Here is a 25,881-nt window from a genome sequence, read left to right as displayed (position 1 = left end):
CGCCGGGGGAGGCCAGGAACCCTGCACGGCCGCGAGTCTGAGGACATGACCAGCATCGACGTCCATGAGCTCACAAAGAAATACGGCAAGACCCGCGCCGTGGACAGCCTCACGTTCAGCGTGCGACCCGGTCGCGTCACCGGCTTTCTCGGCCCCAACGGCGCCGGTAAGTCCACCACCATGCGACTCGTTCTCGGCCTCGACCGGCCCACCAGCGGCACGGCCACGTTCGACGGGCAGCCCTACGCCACGCTCGACGATCCGCTGCGCCGGGTGGGCGCCCTGCTCGACGCGCAGGCCGCCCATGCTTCGCGTACCGCACGGAATCACCTGCTGGCCCTCGCGGTCAGCAACGGCATGGGGGCGCGGAGAGTGGACGAAGTCCTGGAGGAGGCAGGGCTCGGCAAAGTCATCGGGAAACGCATCAAGACATTCTCACTCGGCATGCGACAGCGGCTGGGCATAGCGGCCGCACTGCTCGGTGACCCGGAGGTGGTGATGCTCGACGAACCGTCCAACGGACTGGATCCGGAAGGCATCATCTGGATCCGTGAGCTGATGAAGCGGCTCGCCCGAGAGGGCCGCACAGTTTTGGTCTCGAGCCATCTCATGAACGAGACGTCCTCGTTCGCCGACCACTTGGTGGTCCTCGGCAGGGGCCGGCTCCTTGCCGACTTGCCGATGCAGGAATTCCTGGACTCCCGCAGCCGGCCCCGGGTGCGAGTGCGCACGACCGAATCCACACGTCTGCGCGATGTCCTGATCCGTAAGGGATACATGCCCGCGCACGATGGTGAAGGTTGTTGGACCGTCGAGGGTGCCAAGGCCGGGGAGATCGGTGCGATAGCCGCCGCAGAAGGTATTGCCGTGCTTGAACTCATGGACGAGCAGACCACGTTGGAACAGGCCTACCTCGACCTCACCGCTGACGCGATGGACTTCTCCGCCGCGGCGACCTCGTCCACGAACCGACAGGAGGCCTGACCGTGTCGACCATAGCAGTGCTGCACTCTGAGTGGATCAAGATCAGATCGGTGCGTTCCGTCATCGGATCCCTGATATCGGTCCTTCTCGTGACGCTCACCATCACCGTGCTCGTATTCGCCAGCATCGGCCAGTCCGAGGCCGACAACGCTGAAACCGAGCTGCTCTTCGGCGCCTTTTACGCGTTGAACTTCGGCCAGATTGCGGCCATCAGCTTCGGGGCGACGGCGATCTCGTCCGAGTATCTCAACGGTGCCCTGCGGATATCACTCGCCGCCGTGCCGCGCCGCGGCGTCTTCTACGCGGCCAAGATGGCCCTCGTCGGTATGCCGACTCTCGTCGTCGGCCTTGTCACCAGCTTCAGCGCCTTTCTGGTGGGGCAGATGTTCATGGGCAAATACGCGATCGGCCTGGGGGAGCCGGGTGCCCTGCGGGCAGCCTTCGGTGGTGGGATATATCTCGCCCTGATGGCTTTGTTCGCGGCCGGGCTGACGATACTGCTGCGCAGCGCTGTGGCCGTCCTCAGCCTTCTCATCCCTTTCATACTCATCGTCTCCTTCGTGGTCGGAGACGTCGCTGGTGGGGCGGCGCAGTATCTGCCCGACCGGGCAGGACAGTTGGTGCTCCACCAGAACCCCACCGGCAGTCTCGGACCCTGGAGCGGCCTCGCCGTGACTGCCGCGTGGGCGGCGGCCGCACTGCTGGCGGGCTGGTGGGCGATCCGCCGCAGAGACGCATAGTCGGCTGCCGCGACCCGCGACCCGTGTTCACGTCCATATTCGTGATCCCGCTGTTTGTGACGGCCCCGCTGCGCCCAGTGGCGGGACTCGGCAGCCGAGTTGGCCAGTTGGGGACTCGACCGTCCTATGGACGGGCTGGTCGAAAGGGGGCTGGTCATCCATCCGGCCGCCCCTGCTGTGTTCCGGCACGGAACCACAGCCTCAGCCACAACAGCAGCCTCAGCAGCAACGGCTATATGGCCATCGGTGTTGGGCTTTGTGGAGTTGCCGAGGCTGTCAGGCTTCTTCGGTGGTGAGGGTGCTGTGCTCGACGAAGGCGTGGAGACGCCCGTACTCCTCCGCCATCGTCTGAGTGGTCCAGTGGGCGTTCAGGCCGCTGGGGTTGGGCAGGGCCCAGATGCGGGCGCCGCCGATAGTGTGGTCCTGCGGACCGATCCGGGCGGTCCGTCTGCCGAAGGCCGTGCGGTACGCGGTGACCCCCACGACGGCCAGCCACTGCGGTCGCAGTTGCTCGACCTTGGCCGCGAGGATCTGCCCACCTTCCCGGAACTCCTCGGTGGACACCTCGTCCGCCCGTGTGGTGGCCCGGGCCACCACATTGGTGATGCCCAGGCCGTAACGCAGCAGCTCGGTCTGTTCCGCCGGCCTCAGCTGCCGAGGGGTGAAGCCCGATCGATGGAGTACCGGCCAGAAGCGGTTGCCGGGATGGGCGAAGTGGTGGCCCGTCGCCCCTGTCATCAGGCTCGGATTGATCCCGCAGAACAGCACACGCAGGCCGCCCGCGACCACATCGGGAACGGTGCGGTCGCGGGCGGCCTGGAGCTCTTCGGGTGTCATCCGGGTGTGGTGGCGGCCGTCAGAGGATGGAGCCCGGCGTGTAACCCGCGGCCTGGGGATGCTGCTTGGTGATCTCTTCGATGCGCGAGATCAGCGCGCCGACCTGGTCGCCCGCCGCCCCGGTGAAGGAGAGCTTGTCGGCCATCAGTGCGTCCAACTGCGCGCGGTCCAGCGGGATGCGGTCGTCGGCGGCCAGCTTGTCGAGCAGTTCGTTGCGCTCGGCGCCCTGCTCGCGCATGGCCAGGGCCGAGGCGACCGCGTTCTCCTTGATCGCCTCGTGGGCGACCTCACGGCCGACACCGGCGCGCACCGCACCCATCAGGACCTTGGTCGTGGCGAGGAACGGCAGATAGCGGTCGAGTTCACGGGCGACGACGGCCGGGAACGCTCCGAACTCGTCGAGCACCGTCAGGAAGGTCTCCAGCAGACCATCGAATGCGAAGAACGCGTCGGGGAGCGCCACGCGGCGGACCACGGAGCAGGACACGTCGCCCTCGTTCCACTGGTCGCCCGCCAGTTCACCGGTCATCGACGCGTAGCCGCGCAGGATCACCATCAGGCCGTTGACGCGCTCGCACGAGCGGGTGTTCATCTTGTGCGGCATCGCGGACGAGCCGACCTGGCCCGGCTTGAAGCCCTCGGTGACCAGCTCGTGTCCGGCCATCAGACGGATCGTCTTCGCGACCGACGAGGGCGCCGCGGCCAGCTGTACGAGCGCGGTCACCACGTCGTAGTCGAGGGAACGAGGGTAGACCTGGCCGACCGACGTGAAGGCCTGGGCGAATCCGAGGTGCGCGGCGATGCGCTGCTCGAGGTCGGCGAGCTTTCCGGCGTTGCCGCCCAGCAGGTCGAGCATGTCCTGGGCCGTGCCCACGGGCCCCTTGATGCCCCGCAGCGGGTAGCGGTCCAGCAGGTCCTCAAGCCGCCCGTAGGCCACCAGGAGCTCGTCCGCCGCGGTAGCGAAACGCTTGCCGAGCGTGGTCGCCTGGGCGGCGACGTTGTGGGAGCGGCCGGCCATGACCAGCTCGCGGTACTCGCCCGCCAGCTTGCCGAGCCGGGCCAGGACCGCCACCGTGCGGTCGCGCATCAGCTCCAGGGAGAGCCGGATCTGAAGCTGTTCGACGTTCTCGGTGAGGTCCCGAGAAGTCATTCCCTTGTGGACCTGCTCGTGGCCGGCGAGGGCGTTGAACTCCTCGATCCGCGCCTTGACGTCGTGGCGGGTGACCTTTTCGCGCTCGGCGATCGAGGCCAGGTCGACCTGGTCGATGACACGTTCGTAATCGGTGAGGGCGGCGTCCGGCACCTCGATCCCGAGGTCCTTCTGAGCGCGCAGCACCGCCAGCCACAGCCGGCGTTCCAGCTTCACCTTCTGCTCGGGGGACCAGAGGACGGCCAGCTCCGTGGAGGCGTAGCGGCCGGCCAGGACATTGGGGATGCGAGGCTTCGCAGACACAGCAGTCACGTGTCCAGAGTTTACCTGTCGTCTTCAGCGGTTCGTGAGTGGCCACAAAGTCCATAAGGTCCAGGTCAGAGGCTCGTAGGTCACTGCCTCACACACAGCGTGTGAGACACGCGTGAGACGAAACGGCCCAGGGCCGGTGATTCCAGCACCGCCGGGGCCTTGAGACGAAACTCTTCCATCAAGGGAGCCGCACCCATGCAAGACCGTAGCCTGGGCGCCGAGCTGGGCGGCCTCCTTGCGGCTGCCCTCGAAGCACTCGCCATGCCCGCGCCGGCCACATGAAGACGTCCGACCGCATCCCGACGGCGTTGTGCACGCCCGGGTCGCCCTGGAGCGGGTCCAGCAGGGCCACGACTTTGGTTGGTCTGCGGACTACCTGCGGGCCCGTCTTGACGAGCACTCTTCCTCCGGGTACTGCCACTGGGGTGCTGCGGGGAAGAAGGCAGGCAGGCCGATGAGCGCGCCGCTCACCGTCAGGGTGCCGGACCTCGACCACGGCCCAGTCGGCCGCTCCTGCCCGGTTTGGTGCACCCGCCACACCGGGCACCCGGTCGAGCTCGTCATCTCAGCACCCTCCGTGCTCTCGTCATCTCAGCACCCTCCGCGCTGCCGAGGGAACCAGTGGAGCGGATCGACGCGGTCGCCGCGCACACGACCGCGGCCGGGAGCGTCGTCCTCACCGGTGCCGGATTCGGGCTACGACGGCGCAGCGTCCGGCGCGGGCACCGTTGGGATCCGGCTCTCAGCTTTTGAGTGCGGAGAGTAATGATGCGGTGACGACCTGTGTCATGCGACCGCCTCTCCGCGCCGGCGTCAGCCTGGACGGTCCGCAGGAGCCTGTCCCGGGTCCCGTCTGCCGATCAGCGCCGATGCCGGTCGTAGGCCGTCTTCCACTTCCCGGAACGACGCGGCAGGCCCCGCCACGGAATGCCCGTCTGCTGGTGGAGGGGAATGCCGTCGATAACCCTGCGGTGGATCTTCCACCGCCCGCCACGCCCGATGTTCCGCGGCAGGTGCGGCTTCAGCCGGGCCCACTCCGCATCGGCCGCATCACACCGTTCCACGACAGTCGGAACGATCTGAACAGCCTCCGGTTACCTGACCCAACGAACGCTGCTAGGTGTATTGCCCAGTGAGGTTGGGGACGCGGCTGGCCGGTGGTTGGCCCTTGAGCGCGGTGTGTCCGCGGTGGTGATTGTAGGTGTGTAGCCACTGCGGGTATGCGTCTCGTCGTTCGGCCTCGGTGCGGTAGGGCCTGGCGTAGGCCCATTCGTCGAGGAGGGTGCGGTTGAACCGCTCGACTTTCCCGTTGGTCTGGGGCCGGTAGGGCCGCGTTCGCTTGTGTGAAATGCCTTGTTCTGCAAGGGAGTTGCGCCACATGTGGGACTTGTGGCAGGCGCCGTTGTCGGTCAGGACCCGCTGGACGGTGATCCCGGCGGCGGTGAAGAAGTCGTTTGCCCGTTGCCGGAATCCGACGGCGGTTTCCTTCTTCTCGTCGGCCAGGATCTCGCTGTAGGCGAGGCGGGAGTGGTCGTCGACGGCGTTGTGCAGGAAGCTCATCCCGGCCTTCGCGCGGTTCTTGCGGCCCGCCTGCCGGCCGAGGACCTTGTGGCCGCCGCCGTCGGGGATGTTGCCGAGTTTCTTGATGTCGACGTGTACGAGGTCGCCGGGGACGGCGTGTTCGTAGCGCCGGATGTTACGGCCGGTGGCGCGGTCGAGGTGGGACAGACGAGCCAGCTTGTACCGGGTCAGGACGCGGTGCACGGTGGCCGGGTTCAGCCCGAGCAGGTAGGCGATGCGGGCGGGCCCCCAGCCGCGCAGGACGCGGACCTTGATGATCCGCCGCTCGGTACGGGTCGGCGTTCGGCGCGGGCTGTGGTGCGGGCGGGAGGAGCGGTCGGCCATCCCGGCCTCGCCCAGTTCGCGGTAGCGGCTCGCCCACCGCTGAGCCGTGGTGGGCGAGACCTGGAAGCGTTCGGCAGCACGGCGCAGGGGCCAGCCGTCCTCGACCACGCAGCGGGCCAGACGCAAACGGCCGGTCTCGGTCAGGGGTGCATTACGGTGGGGCATGAGGGCCTTCTGATCGTCCGGTGGAGATGTCGCAATCCACACCGAACCCGGAAGGCCCTCACTCGTTCAAGATCACCCAGCCGTGATCACTGTCACCAACCTCTGTGGACAGAACACCTAGACTCGGGCCACGGACAGGACCGACCGCGCCGGCCGGGTGATCGCGGCACCACCGGCGACTGTCTACGGCGCGCTCCTCGACCGGCACTCCCTTTAGGCTTGGTTGCCGCCGGACGGCATGCGTGGGCGGGTCGAGCGGTGGGATCCCCGGCCTGGTGGCGGGTTCCGGATGGCCCTCACCTACCTCGACCCCACCGACAGCCCCGGCAAGACTTCAGATGCGACGGATGTCGTTGATATCGGGTTCGCCGACCTGGTGCCACCAGAACGCGTGGTGCAGCGGGCGGTTTTCGACGCCGACGACCCGTCGTACGCGGGCACCATGACAATGATCTGGCACCTTGCTGCCGCCGGCGACGGGACCGAGGTGACCGTCACTGCCACGGACGTGCCACCCGGCATCGACCAAGCGGTACACGAGGCCGGGATCGCCTCCTCGCTGGCCAACCTGGCGTCGTACGTCGATGTCGGCGCCACGCATCCCTGGGCTTGCCCAATCCGGACTGCTGAGCGAGTTGGGCGAAGTCAATTTCTGATCATTTGAGGTGCCAAGGAGCCGACCTGGGGGCGAAAGGATCAGTACTGCACTTTGCTGATGCCGCTTAGAACCGTCCCGCTCGTACAACGAGTCCCTCAATTTCACCAGGTACATCAACAACGTCTATTCTCATTCGAGTTACGCCGTTGACCAGGCGGGAAGATCGGGGGAGCCGCACCGTCATGAGTGCTACGAACAAGGACGGACGTAACGAGCGGGACGACAGCGTCGACGGGGGTATCAAGCCGCTCGCGGTGAGCGACCCCGCGCGCATCGGGCCGTATCTGCTGCTCGGGCGGCTTGGTGCCGGTGGCATGGGGCGGGTGTTCCTCGCACGGTCGGACAGCGGGCGGACCGTAGCCGTGAAAGTGGTGCACGAAGAGCACGTGTCCGACGAGCAGTTCAGGGCACGGTTCCGGCGGGAGATCGAGGCGGCGCGGAGGGTCGGTGAGCGGTACACGGCGCCGGTGCTGGACGCGGGTCCGGGCGACGAACCGCCGTGGGTCGCCACGGGGTACGTTCCCGGGCTTTCGCTTGAGCAAGTCGTGCGACTGTACGGGCCGTTGCCGGCCGCGTCCCTGCACGCCCTCGCCGACGGGTTGCTGAAGGCACTCAAGGACATTCATGGCGCCGGGATCGTGCACCGCGACCTGAAGCCGTCCAACGTGATGCTCACCGTGGACGGCACGAAGGTCATCGACTTCGGGATCGCGCGTGCGCTCGAGACCTCGGTCGAGTCCTTGTTGACCAGTACGGGTATGGCCATCGGCTCTCCCGGGTTCATGTCGCCCGAGCAGGTGTGCGGGCAGCGCGCGGGGGTCAAGAGCGACGTGTTCACCCTCGGGTGCGTGCTGACGTATGCGGCGACCGGGCAGCTGCCGTTCGGGCAGGGGGCAAGCAATCAGCACGCGGTGATGTTCCAGATCGTGGAGGGCGAGCCCGACCTGACGCGTGTCGAGGACGCCGCGTTGCGGGCGCTCATCACCCGGTGTCTGACGAAGGGCATCGATCAACGGCCGGGTGTAGACGAGCTGTTGGAGGAGCCCGAGCGGCCGCGTCCGCGCGCCGCGGGCGGCGCCTGGCTGCCTGCGGACGTCGTCGCGCACCTCGCGCAGCAGTCCGCGCGGCTGCTCGACGCGGAGGCGGCGCCGCTGCGGGAGGAGCCCGTGGACCTGGTAACCGTCGGGCTGCGGCCGAAGGGCGGGCCTCCCGAAGTCGTCCCGGCGGACAACGGCACCACGACGCGACGGCGGGAGCACGAACAACGGCCCCGCCGGCGCCGCAGGCTCGTCGTTCTGCCCATCGTTGCCGTCATCACCGTCGGCGGCGGCACGGTCGTCCTGCTCCAGCCCCTCGAGGGCGGCAGCGGGGGCGGAACGCACGCCCAGTCACCGGGCAGCAGCGCGAGCGCCACTCCTGGTGGCCGCAGCGTGCCGAGCGCGCCCAGCAGTTCGCCTTCCAAGGGAGGAAACGGAAAGCGTGGGGACGACGGCAGGGGCGTGGACGGCGAGAAGGGGCAGGGCGACGAGGACGGGCCGGACAGGCCGAACGTCCGGGAGAGCGGCGGCAGTTCACCAGGTGGCGAGAGCGGCACCAGCGGCGGCACCGGCACCAGCGGTGGGTCCGGCTCTACGGGGTCGTCCGGCTCCTCGGGCTCGGCCGGCGGAGATTCGTCCGGCTCCGGCGGCTTGTCCTCCGGCTCGCGACCGCCCGCCATGAAGAGCTACAAGGCTGCGTACACCAACTCCTGTGTCGGCGCGTGCGACATGCCGATCAAGGTGAGCTGGCCGGCGATCTCCAGAGCGACGAGGTACGACATCCACTACACCAACACGGGCAGCAATTTCACCAAGAAGAACGTCGACACCACCTACTCGACCGGCAGTACCAGCTACACGATCAAGGGCCCGTACTCCGGTGACAAGATCTGCGTCACGGTGCGCGCGGCCAACAAGTACGGCGCCTCTGCCTGGGCGGAGACCTTGTGCGACACGGTGCCCTACTGACGCTGGTTGGCTGGTGTTCGCCCTTGCCGACGTCCAGGCCGAGGAAGACGTCGATGTCGCCGGTGTCGATCACGTGCAGGCCCCTCCACTCACGCTTTCGTCCGGCCTGCCACGGCACCGAGCTGCCACATCCACGTTACGGAGAGCTCTTCCGGCCCGGGTGAAGCCGGTGCTCAAGCCCCTCATGAGCGGTCTGTCGATGCCTCCGGGCCCGGTGACACCACCTCGGATCATCACCAAAAGGAGGCGGAAGTCATGCCGGACCCGGAGGCCGGGGGCCCTATTGCGGAGCCAACGAAGACGGCAACAGGGGTGGCGACACGACGGGTTCAGAGCGCCGGGACAAGCGACCGGACGTGCGAGGAAGTGAGGTGGGCTGACATTGCGGCAATCGTGGATGCAGAGGATCTCGGGGAGTTCGCTGTGTGTCGCGCGAGCGAGTCGCACTCGGACGTACTGGCCCGGATCGACCCGGTCGCGGCGGAGGGCGATGACGGGCGGCACACGAAATGGCGGCGGCGACCGCCCGTGGCCGAGGTGTGGGTGCGCGTCTGCTGGCGGCCCGAAGCTGTTCACCTCGACGAACGTGCCCAACCGGCCGCTGCAGCGGCTGCTGCAGCGTGCGGGATGGAGCCCGGTCGGCCTGCTCCACTGCACGGCATCCAGGTCGCACGCCTGGAAGGTGGCGAGAGAGTGCACCCAGCGCGGCGATGCGCTCCGCCTTGGCGTTCGTCCCGCACGCTCGTGGTGAGGCCGCCTACCGGCAGGACGTGTTCACCATCGACTGGGACAAGCAGCACGTGACCTGCCCCAACGGCATCACCAGCAGGCAGTGCACCAGCGACGCTCGGAAGACGGACTGCCGACCATCCGAGTCCGGTTCTCCCCGGCTGACTGCCGCAACTCCCCCCAGTTGCGGCAGCGCGTCAACTCCCCGAAGGCCGAGCGCCGCGAGATCAACGTCAGGCCCCGCGACGAATACGAAGCACTTCAGCAGGCCGGGAAACTCCAGGCAACCGACGAGTGGAAGGACCGCTACGAGATCCGCGCCGGGGCGGAAGGGACCATCTCCCAAGCATTGCAAGCCTGATGCCTGCGCAGATACCGCTACCGTGGCCTGCCGAAGACCAGCCTCCAACACCAGCTCACCGGCGCCGCAGTCAACCTCATCGGCATCAACGCATGGCTCACCGGCACACCCCACGCACGCACCCGAACCAGCCCCCATACAGCACTTCGCCCCGTCGCATAACGAGGGGCGAAGCAACCAGGCCCGAATCAACCAACAGCGTCAAGCCATGCTCCGCCGGGCCTCGTACACAGGGTCAGATTCCGAGCTGTACGGGCAGAGTCGAGGAACTGTTCGAGAAGAGGGACGGCACCGCGATGAGGGCGTCCGGATCGACTGCCATCGCGAGATCCGGGTACCGCTCGAACACCGCGGGCAGGGCCAACGCGGCCTCCAGCCGCGCCAGCGGCGCGCCGAGGCAGAAGTGCGGGCCGTTACTGAAGGCCAGGTGCTTGCGCTGTTTCCGGGTGATGTCGAACCGGTCGGCATCCTCGCCGTGCTGGGCCGTGTCACGCCCCACAGCGCTGAACGGAGCCATGATCGCCTCACCCTTCGGGATGCGCACCCCGGCGATCTCGACGTCCTCAAGGGGATAGCGGAAGGGGAAGTTCCCGATCGGGGCGTCCCAGCGCAGCGTCTCCTCCACCACGTTCGCCCAGGTGTCCGCGTCGCCCCGTACGGCAATCTCCCGCTGGTCGGGATGGGTCAGCAGCGCGCGCACCGCATTGGTGATCAGGCTCAGGGTGGTCTCCTGCCCTGCCGACAGCATGAGCAGCAGAGTGCCGACCAGCTCCTCCTCGCTGAGCGCGTCGGGGTCTGCGGCACGGGCCGCGATCATCGCGCTGGTGAGGTCGCTTCCCGGCTCACGCCTGCGGATTTCGACCACCCGCGCCAGCAGTTCGTACTGCTCGATCTGGCTGGCGCTGACCTCCTCGGGCAGCAGATCGGAGCGGAAGATGTTGTCCATCAGCTCCTGCAGGCGGGGACGCTCGTCGGCCGGAACACCGAACAGGTCGCAGATGACCTGCATGGGCACAGGGTGCGCGAAGTGACGGCGGAGGTCGACACTGCCGTCGGCGGCGGCATGCGAAGGCAGGTCATCCAGCAGGTCGTCCACGATCTGCTGGATACGGGGACGCAGTTCCTCGACGCGGCGCGGTGTGAAGGTCTGGGTGACGAGTTTGCGCAGGCGGCGGTGTTCCTGACCGTCCGAGGTCACCATGTTGGTGACTTTCACCATGCCGATGAGGGGCCAGCCGTCCGCGATCTCGCCTCGGATGATGGCGTTCCAGTTGCGCCAGTCCTTGCTGAAGCGGGGGTCGGCGATCATCTCATTCAGCAGGGCGTGATGCGTCACGGACCAGGCCATCACGTCGCCGGGCAGCTGGACCCGCACCACGGGGCCGAGTTCACGGAGCTTGGCCGCCTCGCCGTGATGGTCCGTTCCATGAGGATCCAGAGCGATGACAGGTATATGTGGCGTCATGCCGAACTGCTCCTAATCTCAGGACCCGCCGTGCGCCGGTCCTGTCGGATACGAGGGTTCATCGACCCGTCCTGGTAGGGATACGGGCCGGTATTCGGGCCGCGGAGAACTCCGCGGGCAGTGCGACCGGCACCCTCGTCCAGGGAGAGGGACGCCAGGCCACCTCGTCCGCCGGAATGCCGAGTCTCATGTCCGGCAGCAGATGCAGAGCGGTCTGCACCGCGGTACGAGTGATCAGCCGAGCGGGCACCTGTGCGGGACACACATGCGGGCCGGCCGAAAAGGCCAGATGCGAGCGGTTTCCCCAGCGTTCGTCCGCACCGTCCGGCCGGACCTCGGGATCGTCGTTGGCGGCTGCGTGCCCGAGGATGAGGCAGTCGCCGCGCCGGATGTGCCGGCCTCCCAGCTCGGTGTCGTGAAGCGCGTACCGGGCGGGCATGTTGTTCATGGGGGGATCGCGCCACAGCGCCTCGTCGAGCGCGTCATCCACTCCGAGCCTCCCGCCGTGCAGGCGGGCGGCGAAACGTGGATCGGTGAGCATAAGCCGGAGCGTGTGCGAGATCCAGGCGGTGACCGTCTCGTTTCCTGCGGAGATCATCACGACGATGGACTGCAGGCGCTCTGCCTCGTTGCGCAGGTTGGGGTGGTTGATGAAGACCGTCGTCATGTCGTCGGTCGGATTGCTCCGCCGCTCGCGCACCGTGTCGAGCAGGATCTGCTCGAAGTTGCGGTTTCCGGCCTGGGAGTCTCCCGCGCTGCCGAACAGTGCGATGAGCGCGTCGAGCAGTTCCCGGCCCTCTTCGCTGTCCAGGCCGAACAACGAAGCGAGCGACAGCATCGGCACGATCGTGGCGTATTCGTTGACCAGATCAGCGTTGCCACGCTCGGAGAACGACGCGATCAGATCCGTGCACAACGCCTCCACCTCACGACGCACCCTGCGCTGGTCTATCCGCGCGATCCCGTCGTCGAGAGGCTTGCGCAGCCGCCGGTGTTCGGGGCCGTCGGCTCCGATGACGTTGGCACGCCATCCCATCATCGGGAGGAGCCCCGAATGCGGCGAGACGACTCCCTCGTTCAGGTCGCGCCAGTTACGGGCATCGCGGGAGTAGAGCTGCTCGTGCCGGGTGATAACCAGCAGTTCCTGGTAGCCCATCACCAGCCAGGCAGGCACGCCTGGCTCCAGCTCGACCTTCGCGACGCTGCCCCACTCCTCGCGGAGCCTGCGATAGACAGCATGCGGGTCGGACGAGCCCACGACAGCAGACAGCGGAACCAGTTCGGTGCCGTGCCCTGCGTACGACGGGCACCCCGGCGGCGGCAGAATGCTCATGAGGCTGTCTCCAGGGTGCGCGCCGCATCGATGCCTGATACGTGTTCCACCAACCTGATCAGGGAATCGACCGATGAGGCGCGGTTGCGCGCGTCGCAGGGCACAATGGGTGTCTCGGGCAGCAGATCGAGCGCACCGCGCAGTTCCTCGTCGGTGTAGCGCTCGCTGTCCGGGAACTGATTGATCGCGACCGCGAACGGGAGCCCGCGGATCTCCAATTGCTCCAATACGTCGAAACTCTCCTCCAGCCTGCGGGTATCGATCAGCACGAGCACACCGAGGGCGCCCTCGGCCAGCCCTTCCCACAGATCCCAGAACCGTTGTTGGCCGGGCGTACCGAACAGATAGAGGACCAGTTGCGAGCTGAGCGTGACACGGCCGAAGTCCATGGCGACGGTGGTGGTCGTCTTGTCGCTCAGACCGGCCAGCTCGTCGACCCCCACGCTCGCCGCCGTCATCACCTCTTCGGTGCGCAGCGGTTCGATCTCGCTGACGGATCCGACGAGCGTGGTCTTGCCTACGCCGAACGCGCCCACGACAAGGATCTTGACGGCCTGCTGCACCGTGTCGGGCAAGTAGCGGTCAGCGGAACCGACGGAGACCATCCAGTACCTCCTGTAACAGTTGCTTATCGGGCAGGGCGGCCCGTGGAACACCGGAGCGTGCGGACAGATGCCCGCTGTCGACGAGGTCGGACGCCAGCACCTTCACCAGGCTGACCGGCAGTCCGAGATGAGCGGCGGCCTCCACGAGGGACAGCAACTGCGCGCACATGCGCACGAGGGCGATCTCTTCCCTGGTCGCGGAGACAGGGAGGGCCCGTGGGGGGTCCACCGCCACGAGGAGCGTCTCGACGCCGACCGTGTTACGGGTTGGCCGGGAGCGCCCCTTCGTGATCACGTACGGGCGTAACGCACCGTCCGTGAACCCCTCTCCCGGCCCGCTCACGCGGAGCCCTGGCGCGGCGGGCTGCTGAGATTGCTCGCCCCGATCTTCATCACCTGCGCCTGCATCTGCCGGGCGACGAGCTTCGGGTCGATCACGGGGCCCGTCACGACGGCGAGATGTGCTCCGTCGGCACTGCGCATAAACAAAAATCCGCCGTTGAACTCCACCATCTGCTGGTGCACGGCGCCGCCGTCCTCGCCGTACTCCCGTCCGAGACCGCGGCCGAGGGACTGAAGTCCCGCGCAGCTCGCCGACAACCGGTCGGCGGAGTCGCGGTCCATGCCCTCCGAGTTGGCCAACAGCAGACCGTCGGAACTGAAGACGATCGCCAGCCGTACGCCGGGCACTGCGGCGACTTCGGAGATCATCCAGCCGCGCTGCTCCGGGTTCTCCACGTAATTCATGCTCACATCTGTCCTTCCGAGGAATCGGGGGTGGCGGGGGAGTCGTGTGGGGGGTCGTGCGGGTCGTGACCGGGAGCGGAGCCGGATGCGGGGGGCGTGGTCCGGCCGCCTTCGAAGAACTGCTCCATCCAGTCGCCGGCGTTCTCCGGCGAACCCGGCGGAGTGACAGCGGTCGGCGCCTCCTCCACCGCGGGGACGTATCCGTCACGTCGAGACCGGCGCTGGGGCAACCGGTGGCGACGTGCGGCCGGACCATCGGTGGCAGGCGGGAGCGAACCGGACAGGTCCGCCTCCCGGGGCGGCTCGGGCGACGGGGCGGGTTCGGCCGCCGGAGCCGGGGCTTGCGTAGGAACGGTGCGGTCGGGGGCGGCCGGGGTGACGTCGGCGGAGGGCACGGCCGGTGATGGTGACGGCGGAGCGGGCGGCGGCTTGGGATGCACCCGCCCGCCGGGCGCTCCGGCGGGCGCGAGGGTCTTCAGGAGCTCCAGCGGCACGAGGATCACCGCGCGGACACCTCCGTACGGCGACGGACCCAGATCGACGCTGAGACCGTGCCGGTGGGCGAAGCGGCCGACGACCGCGAAGCCGGTCTGCGGGATCTCGCCGACATCACCGACGCCGAGAAGGCGGCGGCCCGAGACGATGTCACGTGCTTCGGCCAGCCGGTGCTCGTCCAGGCCGAGGCCGCCGTCATCGACCTCGATGACCGCACCACGTTGCACGGTCCGCACCGTGACGGGCACGCCGGTCCTCGGCGGTGAGTACTCGGTCGCGTTGGCGAGCAGCTCCGCGACGAGATGGATCAGTGGTTCGACCACCGATGCGGTGATGCCGACATCCGGGTCACCGGTCACCTCGACCCGCTTGAACGAGACGATCCGGCCCGAGGCGGCCCGCACCACATCGACCAGCGCCAGCGGCTTCTGCCACTGCTGGCCGGGCCACTCCCCGCACAGAACCTTGAGACTCTGGGCGTGTCGCGCCTGCTGAGTTGCCGCATGGTCCACATGCATGGTGGCCTCGAGCAGGTCTGCGTCGCCCGGGTGACGCTCCGCCACACCCGTGACCGTCGCCTGAATCCGGTGTGCCGAGGTCTGGACTCTGCTCGCCAGCTCGACCAACGCGATGCGCTGCGACTCCTCGCGGTTGTCGATCGCATCGGACACATCCGTGAGCAGCCGGTCGAAGCGCTTGGAGAGCTCCCGGACGAGTGGCTCCGAACTGTCCCGCGATGCGGGAATCCCGCTCCTGCCGAGAGTGGCAGGTAGCCGCTTCTCCAGGAGGAACTCCGTCTCCTGGAGCGCCGCTTCGGACTGCTTGCGTACGTATGTGTGCCAGTCGGCATCACGGCGTGCGGCCTCCGCCTCACGCTCACGTATCTCGGTACCCAGGCGGATGGCTTCGGCCACGCTCGCCCGGTGCTGCCTGCACAGCTGGACGAGGCAGGCGAAGACCAGCAGAAAAGCCACAACGTATGCCACGGTCGCGGTCACGCCGATGTCTGCGATGGGCACCGCGGCTCCTGAGAAGGCAAGGAGCGTGAGTACGAGAGACGTCGCCCAAAGGCCATTGCCCCTACGGGGTTTGACAGTGGACGCGGGGGAACGAGCCATGGAAGACCTTTGATTCGGCAATAAGTCGATGTCTGGTGGAAGCCAGGCGTCGGACATCAAGAGACCTGCTGTGGGGGAGGACCGGGCGGGTGGCAGCACAGGAGTCCGCGGACCCGGGCGACCTGTCGGCATCGCCCCGGTTCGTCGTCGTCTTCACGGGAGGAACCACTCCTGCACCAGTAGTTGTCTGAAGATCGTATCTCCAATCCGCTTAAGCGGAAGTGCTCGCCGGGCGTGAACAGCCGTTGCTCCTCTTCCCGCTTGGATGCGCTGCGCCACAACTCACGCCTTGCAGGGCGGAAATCAGGGCTTCGGCATGGTCACCTGGCAATCCGTTCATGACGAAGTGTCAGATATGTTTGTTCCGCAAGTAAGAGCAGGCACAGGCTTCCAACTTTCGTGCGCAAGCTCGTCGCGACGAACGTCGCCCAGTACGTCAAAATCTCGTTTCAGGACAAGAAGAAGGACAGGAAGAACCGCCGACGCTAGAAGCCGTGGACCGTCGCGGAGGTCCAGAGGCTCATCGAGGGCATCGAGCGGGATCGGCTGTCCGCGCGCCTTCTGCTGAGCCTCATGGGCCTACTGCCCGCGAGGGCTACGCGGACTCCGGGTGCGTGGCGGTGGACGAACCGCTGAACACACGGCACCTCCGTGAGCACGTACCGGCTCATGCGTGAGCTGGAGATGCGACGCGTGCGGCTCTACGACGCGCGGCACTCGTGCCTCGGCTGCCTCGCCGTGAACGGGTGCCGGACATCGTCCTCGCCGCCTGGGCGGGGCACACGAACACGGCCTTCACAGAGGCCGAGTACGTCCACGTGGAAGTCGAAGACCTGCGGACGGCCGCGGCCGCGTGGGACGCTTTCCACGGGGCCGAACCGACCGGCAGCGAGAATCCGTGAGAGATGATCAGTGGTTGATCTGCCGAAAGCGCCCTTGACCTGCCTTGACCTGCGTCTATCCGTTCGCGTGTAGAACGCCGGTGTCCAGATTCTACTGGCGGTTTGTGCAGGCCGGCGCCGCGGTCCGGATTGTGGGTTGCTACGAGAACGGAGGCGCGTCCACCCGGCGCCAGGTCGCCACGGGGCCGGGGGCGCGGACATCCTCGGGAGTGACCCAGAAGGCCCTCCCTGATTCCGCGTTGTACTGCGCGCCTGTCCGCCCGTCCCCGGACGAGCGACCGGTCAGGCGGCGGCCGATCCACGGCATCAGGTGCCGGCGGGCGAAGCGGAGGTCTTCGACTCGTCGGATAGCCCATCCCGGGGGCACGGAGGCCGGGAGCGGCGTCCGCCAGTCGATTTCCGGCGGCAGCCCCAGCGTCTGCCAGACCGCCTCCGCCACCCTGTGGTGCCCGTCGGCCGTCAGATGGAGCCGGTCGACGTCCCACAGCCGGGGATCGCCCAGGGCCGGTGCCCCGTACAGATCGACGACCAATGCGCCGTGGCGGACCGCCAACTCGTCTACCAGGGAGAACAGCTCCTCCATCCGCGGCCGGAAGCGTTCCATCACGGGGCCGTTGCGACCGGGGCTGCGCATGAGCACCAGCTTCTTGCACGAGGGCGCGAGACGCTCCACGGCCTCTTCGAGCCGTCCGCGAACCATGCCCATGTCGCACTTGGGCCGCAGGGTGTCGTTGAGACCGCCGACGAGCGTGACGACATCGGCCCGCATGGCGGCCGCCGCATCGACCTGCTCGTCGACGATCTGGCCGATCAGCTTGCCCCGTACGGCGAGATTCGCGTAGCGGAATCCTGGCGTACGGACCGCGAGCCGTCCGGCGAGAACATCGGCCCAGCCCCGGTACGAGCCGTCGGGCAGCAGGTCCGACATGCCCTCGCTGAACGAGTCGCCGACCGCGACGAGACTAGTGTACGAGGCATTCATTTCCATGACGGTGCGATCGTATCGTGGTGCCCGCGGACCCATCCGGGCGACGTAGGCCGGGCACGAGGCGCGGCAGCGGGCTGCGAGCGACCGCGTCCCAGTCGCTCGGGGGCGGCGGGAAAGACCAACCCGGCGTCGACGGTCGGCGGTCCCGGAGAGACAGCCCTCCCATGACCGGAGGCCGCTCCCAAGACCGGAGGTCCCTCCCGTGGGCGGTGGTCCTTCCGCGGGACGGGGCGCGGCCGGGCCCGCTCGGACCCTCGTCGGGCCCGCTCGGAGCCCCCGCCCGGGCCCGCTCGGAGCCCGCCCGGCTCGCCCCCCACCGCCCCGCTCACCGGTCAGCGTGTCTGGGTCCGGCCCACCAGTTCCCGCAGCACGTCCTCCATCGTGACCAGCCCGGCCAGTCGATCGTCCTCGTCGAGCACTGCCGCCAGGTGCGTACGGCTGCGCCGCATCGCGGTCAGTACGTCGTCGAGCGGTGTGGCGGCCCGTACCCGGGCGATCGGCCGCATCGCTGTGACCGGGAACGGCACATCGCGCGGTGTGGCGTCCAAGGCGTCCTTCACATGGAGATAGCCAAGGATCCGCTCCTCGCTGTCCATCACCGGGAAGCGCGAGAAACCGGTCTCGTACGAGAGCTGTTCCAACTGCTCCGGCGTCGTTCCGATCCGGGCGTACACCACCCGCTCCACCGGCAGCACCACATCCCGCACCGGTCGCCGGCCGAGCTCAAGGGCGTGGCGCAGCCGTTCGGCCGCGCGGTCGTCGACCAGCCCCGCGTCCCCGGCGTCCTTCACCAGCCGGGCCAGTTCGTCGTCGGAGAACGTGGCGGACACCTCGTCCTTCGTTTCGACCCGCATGAGTTTCAGCAGTGCGTTGGCGAAGGCGTTGATCGCGAAGATCACCGGACGCAGCGCCCTGGCGAGAGTCACCAGTGGCGGTCCGAGCAGCAGCGCGGCCCGTACCGGCTCGGCCAGCGCGATGTTCTTCGGCACCATTTCGCCGAGCAGCATGTGCAGATACGTCGCCAAGGACAGCGCGATCACGAATGAGATCGGGTGGATCAGTCCGTGCGGCACACCCGCCACGTCGAAGACGGGCTCCAGCAGATGCGCGATGGCCGGTTCGGCGACGATGCCGAGGACCAGGGTGCAGAGGGTGATGCCCAGCTGCGCCGCCGCGAGCAGCGCCGATACGTGTTCGAGGCCCCACACGACGCTGCGCGCCCGCCGGTTCCCGGCCTCGGCCTCGGGCTCGACCTGGCTGCGGCGTACGGAGATCAGCGCGAATTCCGCGCCGACGAAGAAAGCGTTGACGACCAGGGTCAGCGCTCCGATGAAGAGCTGGACGGCGATCACCGGGCGTCCTCCGTCCGCTCGTCGCAGTCGCCGGGCAGCGGCGCATGCAGCAGGGCCCGCGCGGCACGGCGCCCGGAGGCGTCCACCACATCGACCCGCCAGCCGGCCAGCTCGAACGAATCACCTACGGCAGGTATGCGGCCGACCTCGGTGGCGACGAGTCCGGCGAGCGTCTCGTACGGTCCGTCCGGCACTCGCAGTCCGATCCTCTTCAGCTGGTCGATGCGGGCGGCGCCGTCGGCCGACCACAGGGTCCGACCGTCGGCGTCCTCGCCGGCCGGTGCCAGGTCCGGTGTCTCGTGCGGGTCGTGCTCGTCACGCACCTCGCCGACCACCTCCTCGACTATGTCCTCCAGGGTCACGACGCCGGCTGTGCCGCCGTACTCGTCGATGACGACGGCCATGGCGAGCTTGCCGGACAGCCGGTCCAGGAGCCGGTCCACGGTAAGGGTCTCCGGTACGAGCAGGGGTTCGCGCAGCATCTCCGAGACGCGGGTCCGGGGCCGCTGCTCGGCCGGGATGGCCAGCACGTCCTTGATGTGCGCCACACCGACGACGGTGTCGAGGCTGCCGCGGTAGACGGGGAAGCGGGACAGGCCGGTTGCCCGGGTGGCGTTCGCGACATCCTCTGCGGTCGCCTGCACCTCCAGCGCGGTGACCTGCACCCGCGGCGTCATGACGTTCTCCGCCGTCAGCTCCGCGAGGTTGAGCGTGCGGACGAACAGCTCTGCGGTGTCCGCCTCCAGCGCGCCCGCCTTCGCCGAGTGCCGGGCCAGGGCCACCAGCTCCTGCGGGCTGCGCGCCGAGGCCAGCTCCTCGGTGGGCTCCAGGCCGAGGCGGCGCAGGATCCGGTTCGCGGTGTTGTTGAGGTGGCTGATGAACGGCCTGAACAGGGCGGTGAAGGCCCGTTGCGGGGTCGCCACCGCCTTCGCTATGGCGAGCGGGGAGGAGATGGCCCAGTTCTTCGGGACGAGTTCGCCGACGACCATCAGGAACACTGTGGACAGGGCGGTTCCCAGGACGAGGGCGACGGACGACGCCACGCTCGGGGACAGGCCCACGGCCTCCACCGGACCGCGGATCAGCTTCGCGATGGACGATTCGGAGAGCATGCCGACCACCAGATTGGTGACGGTGATCCCGAGCTGTGCGCCGGAGAGCTGGAAGGTGAGGCTGCGTACGGCCTTCATCGCGCTCGCCGCGCCGCGCTCACCCCGCTCCACGGCCCGTTCGAGCTGGCCGCGCTCGACGGTGGTCAAGGAGAATTCGGCCGCGACGAAGGCGCCGCAGGCGAGCGAGAGCAGTACCGCCACGATCAGCAGAAGCACTTCGGTCATCGGTTCACCTCCGTCCCATGATCGGGCAGGGGCGGGAGGATTGCTCGGTGCCGGGACTGTCGACTACTGGGGGGCTCGCCCATGCGCGGACGCTCACACCTTTCGGAAGGATCGGTCAGGAGTCCACTTATCGTAAAGGATCGGCAAAGAAGGGTGCTCTTTTCGGGTGATCACCGCTTCAGTCCGTGAGGGGTTTCACCCAACGGCTCCACTGCGGCTCGGGCCCGTAGCCCGCGGCGCGCCAGGCATGCTGCGCCAGTTCATTGCGGTCGAGCACCATCGCGTCGCCACGTCGCCCGCCCAGCCGCACGAAGCGTTCCTCCGCGGCGGCGAGCAGCGCGCTGCCGACACCTCGGCGCCGTCGGTCGGGATGGACCGCGAGCCGGTACAGGTGGCACCGCCAGCCGTCGAACCCGGCGATCACCGTGCCGGCGAGTACGCCGTCGGACTCGGCGAGGATCAGCGCCTGCGGATCACGGGCGACCAGCCGCTCGACCCCGTCCCGGTCGTCACTGATGCTCGTTCCCTCGGCCGCCACCTTCCAGAAGGCGAGGACGGAGTCGAGGTCGGCCGGTGTCGCGGCCCGTACGACGAGGTCGTGCTTGTCGGCATAGAGGTTGTTCATGCCGGGATCCCATCACCGGGACGGCGGGAGCGACGAACGAATTCCGCCATGTGGTCACGGACGGACGGGTCGGCACGCACGGCCGCGTGGTCGTGGACGACCGGTGCGGTCCACGGCGACGGGTGCGGTCGACGCGGTGACCGGTGCGGTCACGCACGACCGGTGTACGGGGCACCGTATGGTTCCTCTTGCTGGTGCTAGCACACCCGCGCTAGCGTGATGCTGTGCCGAAGACTCAGCTGAACGTGAGAGTGGACGAGGCCACCGCCGAGGCCGCGCGACAGCGCGCGCTGCAGAGGGGGATGAGCGTGAACCGCTACATAGAGGAGCTCGTGAAGCAGGATGCGGGCGAGGTCGGACACACCTTTGTCGAAGCCGCGGCCGACTTCATGAAGCAGTACGAGTCGGTGTTCGCCGAGGAGTTCGGCCCGGAGCGCAAAGGCACGCGTTGAATCTCCAGATCGACCTTTCCTGGCTGCTCATGGTGGCCGAGCACAAGACCCCCGGCGATCCGCAGGTCGTGGACTGGGGTGCGCTCGTGGCCGCGGTGGCCCGCCATGAAGCCGAGATCTTCGGCAGCCCCGTCTACAGCGACCCGCACTCCAGGGCCGCGGCCCTTCTGCAGTTGCTGCTCCACGTCCCCGCGCTCGAACACTCCAACGCGATGTTCTCCTCGGCTGTCGCGTACGGCTACCTCGTCGCTTCCGGGCTGAAGGTCATCACCTCGCCCGAGCAGGTGCGTGACCTGGCCCGACTGGTGAAGGAGGGCAAGGCGGACGTCCGGGCGATCGCCGACGAACTGCGCCAGTGGAGTCTGTGAGGTCTCCGGCCCGGAGGTCCCCGGCCAGCGGGACGATTCCGGTGCGCGTAGTGGGCTGTACGTGCCCAGTGCGCCCAGTGGGCTGTACGTTTCCGGTGCGCGCTGTGGGATACGCGGCGGCGAACCGATGGATCAGTCCACCACGGCCGACCGCCGGGCCACGCCCAGCACGCAGTCGGACGTGGGCAGCGGGATTCCCCAGTCCGGCATCCTGACCCGCCGGTAGGCCTCGACCGTGAGCCCGGCCCTCTCGATGGCGGCCAGGGTGTCGCGCGCCGTATGACACCCGCCCATCAGCAGCGGCCAGACCGTACGGTCCAGTGCCCGCTGGGTGGCTGCCATCACCCGGTCGTCGGCTCGCACATGCTCGAAGAAGCGCAGCTCGGCGCCGGGCCGCAGCACCCGCACGATCTCCGCGAGCGATCGCTCCACATTCCGTACGGTGCACAGCACCAGCGAGGTGACCGCTCCGTCGAACGCCTCGCTCTTCACCGGCAGGGCCTCCGCCGTGCCCGGCACCACATCCACCGGAATTCCGGCACGCAGTGCCGACGCCACCGCCAACTGCCGCAGGCTGCGCTCGGGTTCGATGGCCACCACCTCCGATACCGCGGGCGGGTAGTGCGCGAAGTTCAGGCCGTTGCCCGCACCTATGTCGATGACCCGGCCGGACAGACCGGCCAACAGCTCAGAGCGCACCGCGGCCAGCCCGGCCCCGGTCTCCGCCGCCACGCTCATCCGGGCGTAGAGCCGGGCGAAGACGGGGTGGTGTACCGCGTCCTCCGGGATTTTCGTGCTGCGAAGACGCATGACGCGCATGACGGACCTCCTCGACACGGCACTCGACCCGCAAGGTACGGCTACTTCGATTCTCCCCCGTCACGCACGGCTCAGCCGCTCGTCCGGCGGTCGGTTCCCGCCCAGCTCCGCAGCCAGCCAACTCCCGGCCTGTGCACGGAAAACGGCCGGCTCCAGCGCCCCCGCACCGGCCGGGACCGCGCCCAGCAGCGGGGCACCCGCCGCCACCGGAAGGTCCGACAGATTGCAGCGCGCCGCGAGGTCCGGCTCGGCGGGCATGCTGCCCACCACCACGCCGAGGCACTCCAGCCCCCGGGCCCGCAGGGCCTCCGAGGTCAGGGCCGTGACGTTGAGCGTGCCCAGTCCCGCCTGCGTCACGACCAGGACCGGTGCGGTCAGCAGCCGGGCCGCGTCGGCGAGGGTCGCGCCCTCGTCGTCGAACCGCACGAGCAGTCCGCCCGCACCCTCGACCAGCACCAGATCGTGTTCGGCCGCCAGCTTCCCGGCGGCCTCGGCGATCTCGTACGGCCGTACCGGTGGGAGACCGGCCCTGCGGGCGGCCGTGGCCGGGGCCAACGGCTCGGGGAAACGGGCGAGTTCGACCGCGGTCACCTGGCCGCCCGCCAGCCGCACGACCTCGGCGGCATCCCCGCGCTCGCCCGGGGCCAGCCCGGTCTGCGCGGGCTTGAGCACCGCGACGCGGCGATCCCGGTAGGCCGCCGCCACGGCCGCGGTCACCACCGTCTTGCCGATCTCCGTGCCCGTACCCGTCACCACCAGAACCGTCATCTCAGCCCTCCCGCGCAGCCGCGCACACGGCGCGGCAGATCCGCGCCACATCGTCGTCACCGGTCACATACGGCGGCATCGTGTAGACGAGATCGCGGAACGGCCGCAGCCACACGCCCTCCCGCACCGCCGCCCGGGTCGCGGCAGCCATGTCCACCTCGTGGTCGAGCTGTACGACGCCGATCGCGCCCAGCACCCGCACGTCCCGCACGCCGGGCAGCTTTGCCGCCGGGGCGAGACCTTCCCGCAGCCCCGTGCCGATCCGCCGGACCTCCCGCTCCCAGTCCTGGCCGAGCAGCAGGTCGATCGAGGCGCACGCCACCGCGGAGGCGAGCGGATTGCCCATGAACGTCGGTCCGTGGGCCAGCACCGGCACGTCGCCGCGCGAGATACCTTCCGCCACCCGAGAGGTGCACAGCGTCGCCGCCATCGTCAGGTAGCCGCCGGTCAGCGCTTTGCCCACGCACATGACATCGGGCGAGATCCCCGTGTGCCCGGCGGCGAACAGCTTCCCCGTACGGCCGAACCCCGTGGCGATCTCATCGAACACCAGTAGCACGTCGTGCGCGTCGCACGCCTCGCGCAGCACCCGCAGATAGGCGGGGGAGTGGAACCGCATACCGCCCGCGCCCTGCACCACCGGCTCTACGATCACCGCGGCCAGCCGGTCGGCGTGCTCCGCGATCAGTTCGCGCAGATGACGGGCGTACGCGGCATCCGGCTCCGCGTCGAAACCGGCCGGTGGCTCGTCCGCGAAGATCTGCCGGGGCAGCACGCCCGACCACAGCTCGTGCATGCCGCCCTCGGGGTCGCACACCGACATCGGCTGCCAGGTGTCCCCGTGGTATCCGCCGCGCCAGGTCAGCAGCCGCTGCTTGGCCGGCCGCCCGGCCGAGCGCCAGTACTGCAGGCACATCTTGACCGCGACCTCGACCGACACCGAACCCGAGTCGGCGAGGAAGACGTGCCGCAGCGGCTCGGGGGTGATCTCGACCAGCCGGGTGGCCAGCCGCACGGCGGGCTCATGGGTGAGCCCGCCGAACATCACATGGCTCATCCGGTCCAACTGGCCGCGCGCCGCCTCGTTGAGCACCGGGTGGTTGTAGCCGTGCACCGCCGACCACCACGACGACATGCCGTCGACCAGTTCCTGCTGCCCGTGGGCCGGTTCGGCCAGCCGGAGCCGTACCCCGGACGCGGACTCCACGACCAGCGGCTCCTGACGTCCCGGCATGGGGCCGTACGGATGCCAGACGTGGGCCCGGTCCAGGGACCGCAGCTCGGCCGGGGCGAGGGCCTCAGGCATTGGGAGCGAGATCCGTGCCCGCACCGCGACGGCGCACCGCCACCAGATCCGTGCGCGCCGCCGGGACCTCGCCGGGTTCGGCCACGGCATCCCCGGGCGCGTCGCCGCACGGCGCGCGTCCGGCGTCATGCGAGCTGCATCCGCCGTCGTGCGCCGCACCGCGTCCGGCGTCATGCGAGCTGCATCCGCCGTCGTGCGCCGCACCGCATCCGTCGTCGTGCGCCGAGCCGCATCCGTCGTCGTGCGAACCGCAGCCGCCACCCGCCGGCGCACGGTGCGCGGGCAGCGTCGTCGTGCCCGCTCCCTCCACCTCGAAACCGGCGTCCGCGATCATGTCCAGATCCGCCTGCCCCGCCTGCCCCTCACTGGTCAGGTAGTCGCCCAGGAAGATCGAGTTGACCAGGTGCAGGGCGAGCGGCTGCATCGAGCGCAGATGCACCTCGCGTCCGCCCGCGAGCCGGACTTCCACGTCCGGGCAGACGAACCGGACCATCGCCAGAATGCGCAGGCACCGCTGCGGGGTGAGGTTCCACTCCTTGGCCAGCGGGGTTCCCTCGAACGGGATCAGGAAGTTCACCGGCACCGAGTCCGGGTCCAGCTCCCGCAGCGAGAAGACGACATCGACCAGATCGGCGTCGCTCTCGCCCATCCCGGCGATCAGCCCGGAGCACGCCGAGAGCCCGGCGGCCTGCGCCTGCTGCACGGTCTCCACCCGGTCCGCGTAGGTGTGGGTGGTGGTGATGTCCCCGTACGTCCCCTCGGACGTGTTGAGGTTGTGGTTGTACGCGTCGGCGCCCGCCGAACGCAGCCGGTCGGCCTGTCCGTCGGAGAGCAGACCGAGACAGGCGCACACCTCCACGCCCTCGTGTCGCTCCTTGATCGCCTCGATGGTCTGCGACACCCGGTCGACATCACGGTCCGTCGGTCCGCGGCCGCTCGCCACCAGACACACCCGCTTGGCGCCACCCGCCACCCCGGCCGCGGCGGCCTTCGACGCTTCATCCGGTTTCAGCCAGGTGTACTTGAGGATCTCGGCCTTCGAGCCGAGCCGCTGCGAGCAGTACGAGCAGTCCTCGGGGCAGAGCCCGGACTTGAGGTTGACCAGATAGTTCAGTTTCACGCGCCGCCCGAACCACTGACGGCGCACCCTTCCGGCCGCGGCCACCACGTCGAGCAGATCGTCGTCCGAGGTCGCCAGTACGGCGAGTGCTTCTTCGCGGGTCGGCAGCTCGCGCCGCAGCCCCTTGTCCACCAGCGTGTTCAGGAGGTCCATGACGTCGATCCTGGCCTACGGCACGGCCCGCAGCCAAGGAGGAACCGGACAGCAGAGTCCGCCGATGGTGTGTGTATTGCC

At 68.7% G+C, this 25,881-nt stretch carries 25 protein-coding genes and 1 pseudogene; 8 read left to right on the top strand and 18 right to left on the bottom strand.

Annotated elements, in window-relative coordinates:
* The first annotated feature begins 45 nt into the window (after positions 1–45).
* Both OH735_RS04665 and OH735_RS04660 read left to right on the top strand, forming a co-directional pair.
* A complete protein-coding gene (locus OH735_RS04665; RefSeq protein WP_406379697.1) occupies positions 46–984 on the top strand; it encodes an ABC transporter ATP-binding protein in 939 nt (312 codons plus the stop codon).
* On the top strand, positions 981–1,724 hold the full coding sequence (locus OH735_RS04660; RefSeq protein ID WP_406386407.1) for an ABC transporter permease: 744 nt from the start codon (positions 981–983) through the stop codon (positions 1,722–1,724). The genes OH735_RS04665 and OH735_RS04660 overlap by 4 nt, the downstream gene beginning before the upstream one ends.
* A gap of 276 nt (positions 1,725–2,000) precedes the next feature.
* Here the strand turns inward: OH735_RS04660 and mug are convergent, their stop codons facing one another.
* The 4 genes and pseudogenes from mug to OH735_RS04640 all read right to left on the bottom strand — a co-directional run bounded on the left by mug (position 2,001) and on the right by OH735_RS04640 (position 6,093).
* Positions 2,001–2,561, bottom strand: a complete 561-nt coding sequence (gene mug / locus OH735_RS04655; protein ID WP_406379695.1) for a G/U mismatch-specific DNA glycosylase — start codon at positions 2,559–2,561, stop codon at positions 2,001–2,003.
* A 19-nt stretch (positions 2,562–2,580) separates the two neighbouring features.
* Entirely contained in the window at positions 2,581–4,023 is a 1,443-nt protein-coding gene (gene purB / locus OH735_RS04650) for an adenylosuccinate lyase (RefSeq protein ID WP_406379693.1), read from the bottom strand.
* An 863-nt stretch (positions 4,024–4,886) separates the two neighbouring features.
* A pseudogene (locus OH735_RS04645) lies at positions 4,887–5,087 on the bottom strand (transposase); the annotation flags it as partial.
* 52 nt (positions 5,088–5,139) lie between these two features.
* Positions 5,140–6,093 (bottom strand): IS481 family transposase, encoded by a 954-nt coding sequence (locus OH735_RS04640; protein WP_406379691.1) that lies wholly within the window; start codon positions 6,091–6,093, stop codon positions 5,140–5,142.
* Positions 6,094–6,316: 223 nt separating this feature from the next.
* On the opposite strand from OH735_RS04640, the gene OH735_RS04635 reads away from it, so the two are divergent.
* The 3 genes from OH735_RS04635 to OH735_RS04625 all read left to right on the top strand — a co-directional run bounded on the left by OH735_RS04635 (position 6,317) and on the right by OH735_RS04625 (position 9,847).
* Entirely contained in the window at positions 6,317–6,757 is a 441-nt protein-coding gene (locus OH735_RS04635) for an SRPBCC domain-containing protein (RefSeq protein WP_406379689.1), read from the top strand.
* 176 nt (positions 6,758–6,933) lie between these two features.
* On the top strand, positions 6,934–8,757 hold the full coding sequence (locus OH735_RS04630) for a protein kinase domain-containing protein (RefSeq protein WP_406379687.1): 1,824 nt from the start codon (positions 6,934–6,936) through the stop codon (positions 8,755–8,757).
* 784 nt (positions 8,758–9,541) lie between these two features.
* Complete coding sequence (locus OH735_RS04625) at positions 9,542–9,847, top strand: transposase (protein ID WP_406386405.1); 306 nt, start codon at positions 9,542–9,544, stop codon at positions 9,845–9,847.
* Positions 9,848–10,082: 235 nt separating this feature from the next.
* Here OH735_RS04625 and OH735_RS04620 read toward each other — a convergent pair whose 3' ends face one another.
* From OH735_RS04620 to OH735_RS04595, 6 genes are read right to left on the bottom strand one after another with little or no spacing between them, the layout of a single operon-like run.
* Positions 10,083–11,312 carry a cytochrome P450 gene (locus OH735_RS04620; RefSeq protein ID WP_406379685.1) on the bottom strand — a complete coding sequence of 410 codons (1,230 nt, stop codon included), beginning with the start codon at positions 11,310–11,312 and terminating at the stop codon, positions 10,083–10,085.
* Between the two features lie 58 nt (positions 11,313–11,370).
* Entirely contained in the window at positions 11,371–12,645 is a 1,275-nt protein-coding gene (locus OH735_RS04615) for a cytochrome P450 (protein ID WP_406379683.1), read from the bottom strand.
* Positions 12,642–13,250, bottom strand: a complete 609-nt coding sequence (locus OH735_RS04610) for a GTP-binding protein (RefSeq protein ID WP_406379682.1) — start codon at positions 13,248–13,250, stop codon at positions 12,642–12,644. The genes OH735_RS04615 and OH735_RS04610 overlap by 4 nt, the downstream gene beginning before the upstream one ends.
* A complete protein-coding gene (locus OH735_RS04605; protein ID WP_406379680.1) occupies positions 13,228–13,593 on the bottom strand; it encodes a DUF742 domain-containing protein in 366 nt (121 codons plus the stop codon). The genes OH735_RS04610 and OH735_RS04605 overlap by 23 nt, the downstream gene beginning before the upstream one ends.
* Positions 13,590–13,997 carry a roadblock/LC7 domain-containing protein gene (locus OH735_RS04600; protein WP_266744855.1) on the bottom strand — a complete coding sequence of 136 codons (408 nt, stop codon included), beginning with the start codon at positions 13,995–13,997 and terminating at the stop codon, positions 13,590–13,592. Before OH735_RS04600 ends, OH735_RS04605 begins: the two co-directional genes overlap by 4 nt.
* A 2-nt stretch (positions 13,998–13,999) precedes the next feature.
* A complete protein-coding gene (locus tag OH735_RS04595; protein ID WP_406379678.1) occupies positions 14,000–15,610 on the bottom strand; it encodes an ATP-binding protein in 1,611 nt (536 codons plus the stop codon).
* A gap of 746 nt (positions 15,611–16,356) precedes the next feature.
* On the opposite strand from OH735_RS04595, the gene OH735_RS04590 reads away from it, so the two are divergent.
* Positions 16,357–16,512 carry a hypothetical protein gene (locus OH735_RS04590; RefSeq protein ID WP_406379677.1) on the top strand — a complete coding sequence of 52 codons (156 nt, stop codon included), beginning with the start codon at positions 16,357–16,359 and terminating at the stop codon, positions 16,510–16,512.
* A gap of 139 nt (positions 16,513–16,651) precedes the next feature.
* On the opposite strand, the gene OH735_RS04585 is transcribed toward OH735_RS04590, so the two are convergent.
* From OH735_RS04585 to OH735_RS04570, 4 genes are all read right to left on the bottom strand, one after another.
* The gene (locus OH735_RS04585) at positions 16,652–17,500 is read right to left on the bottom strand and encodes an SGNH/GDSL hydrolase family protein (protein WP_406379675.1); all 849 of its coding nucleotides are present in this window, start codon (positions 17,498–17,500) and stop codon (positions 16,652–16,654) included.
* A 332-nt stretch (positions 17,501–17,832) separates the two neighbouring features.
* Positions 17,833–18,852 carry a hemolysin family protein gene (locus OH735_RS04580; protein ID WP_406379673.1) on the bottom strand — a complete coding sequence of 340 codons (1,020 nt, stop codon included), beginning with the start codon at positions 18,850–18,852 and terminating at the stop codon, positions 17,833–17,835.
* Positions 18,849–20,189 carry a hemolysin family protein gene (locus tag OH735_RS04575; protein ID WP_406379671.1) on the bottom strand — a complete coding sequence of 447 codons (1,341 nt, stop codon included), beginning with the start codon at positions 20,187–20,189 and terminating at the stop codon, positions 18,849–18,851. Before OH735_RS04575 ends, OH735_RS04580 begins: the two co-directional genes overlap by 4 nt.
* Positions 20,190–20,367: 178 nt before the next feature.
* Positions 20,368–20,814: a GNAT family N-acetyltransferase gene (locus OH735_RS04570; RefSeq protein ID WP_406379669.1), complete on the bottom strand. Its 447-nt coding sequence runs from the start codon at positions 20,812–20,814 to the stop codon at positions 20,368–20,370.
* A gap of 224 nt (positions 20,815–21,038) precedes the next feature.
* Between OH735_RS04570 and OH735_RS04565 the strand changes: the two genes are divergently transcribed.
* Positions 21,039–21,266 carry a hypothetical protein gene (locus tag OH735_RS04565; RefSeq protein ID WP_030921856.1) on the top strand — a complete coding sequence of 76 codons (228 nt, stop codon included), beginning with the start codon at positions 21,039–21,041 and terminating at the stop codon, positions 21,264–21,266.
* Positions 21,263–21,634, top strand: a complete 372-nt coding sequence (locus OH735_RS04560; RefSeq protein WP_093551070.1) for a fic family toxin-antitoxin system, toxin component — start codon at positions 21,263–21,265, stop codon at positions 21,632–21,634. Before OH735_RS04565 ends, OH735_RS04560 begins: the two co-directional genes overlap by 4 nt.
* A gap of 132 nt (positions 21,635–21,766) precedes the next feature.
* On the opposite strand, the gene OH735_RS04555 is transcribed toward OH735_RS04560, so the two are convergent.
* The 4 genes from OH735_RS04555 to bioB all read right to left on the bottom strand — a co-directional run bounded on the left by OH735_RS04555 (position 21,767) and on the right by bioB (position 25,800).
* Entirely contained in the window at positions 21,767–22,444 is a 678-nt protein-coding gene (locus OH735_RS04555) for a class I SAM-dependent methyltransferase (protein ID WP_406386404.1), read from the bottom strand.
* A gap of 69 nt (positions 22,445–22,513) precedes the next feature.
* A complete protein-coding gene (gene bioD, locus OH735_RS04550; RefSeq protein WP_406379667.1) occupies positions 22,514–23,221 on the bottom strand; it encodes a dethiobiotin synthase in 708 nt (235 codons plus the stop codon).
* A gap of 1 nt (position 23,222) precedes the next feature.
* Positions 23,223–24,527, bottom strand: a complete 1,305-nt coding sequence (locus OH735_RS04545) for an adenosylmethionine--8-amino-7-oxononanoate transaminase (RefSeq protein ID WP_406379666.1) — start codon at positions 24,525–24,527, stop codon at positions 23,223–23,225.
* Positions 24,520–25,800: a biotin synthase BioB gene (gene bioB / locus OH735_RS04540; RefSeq protein WP_406379664.1), complete on the bottom strand. Its 1,281-nt coding sequence runs from the start codon at positions 25,798–25,800 to the stop codon at positions 24,520–24,522. Before bioB ends, OH735_RS04545 begins: the two co-directional genes overlap by 8 nt.
* Positions 25,801–25,881 lie beyond the last annotated feature (81 nt).

The sequence above is a fragment of the Streptomyces sp. NBC_01618 genome, assembly GCF_045209435.1.
Classification (GTDB): Bacteria; Actinomycetota; Actinomycetes; order Streptomycetales; family Streptomycetaceae; genus Streptomyces.
Note: the sequence above shows the minus strand (reverse complement) of the source record. Positions and strands in the feature narration are given on the sequence as shown.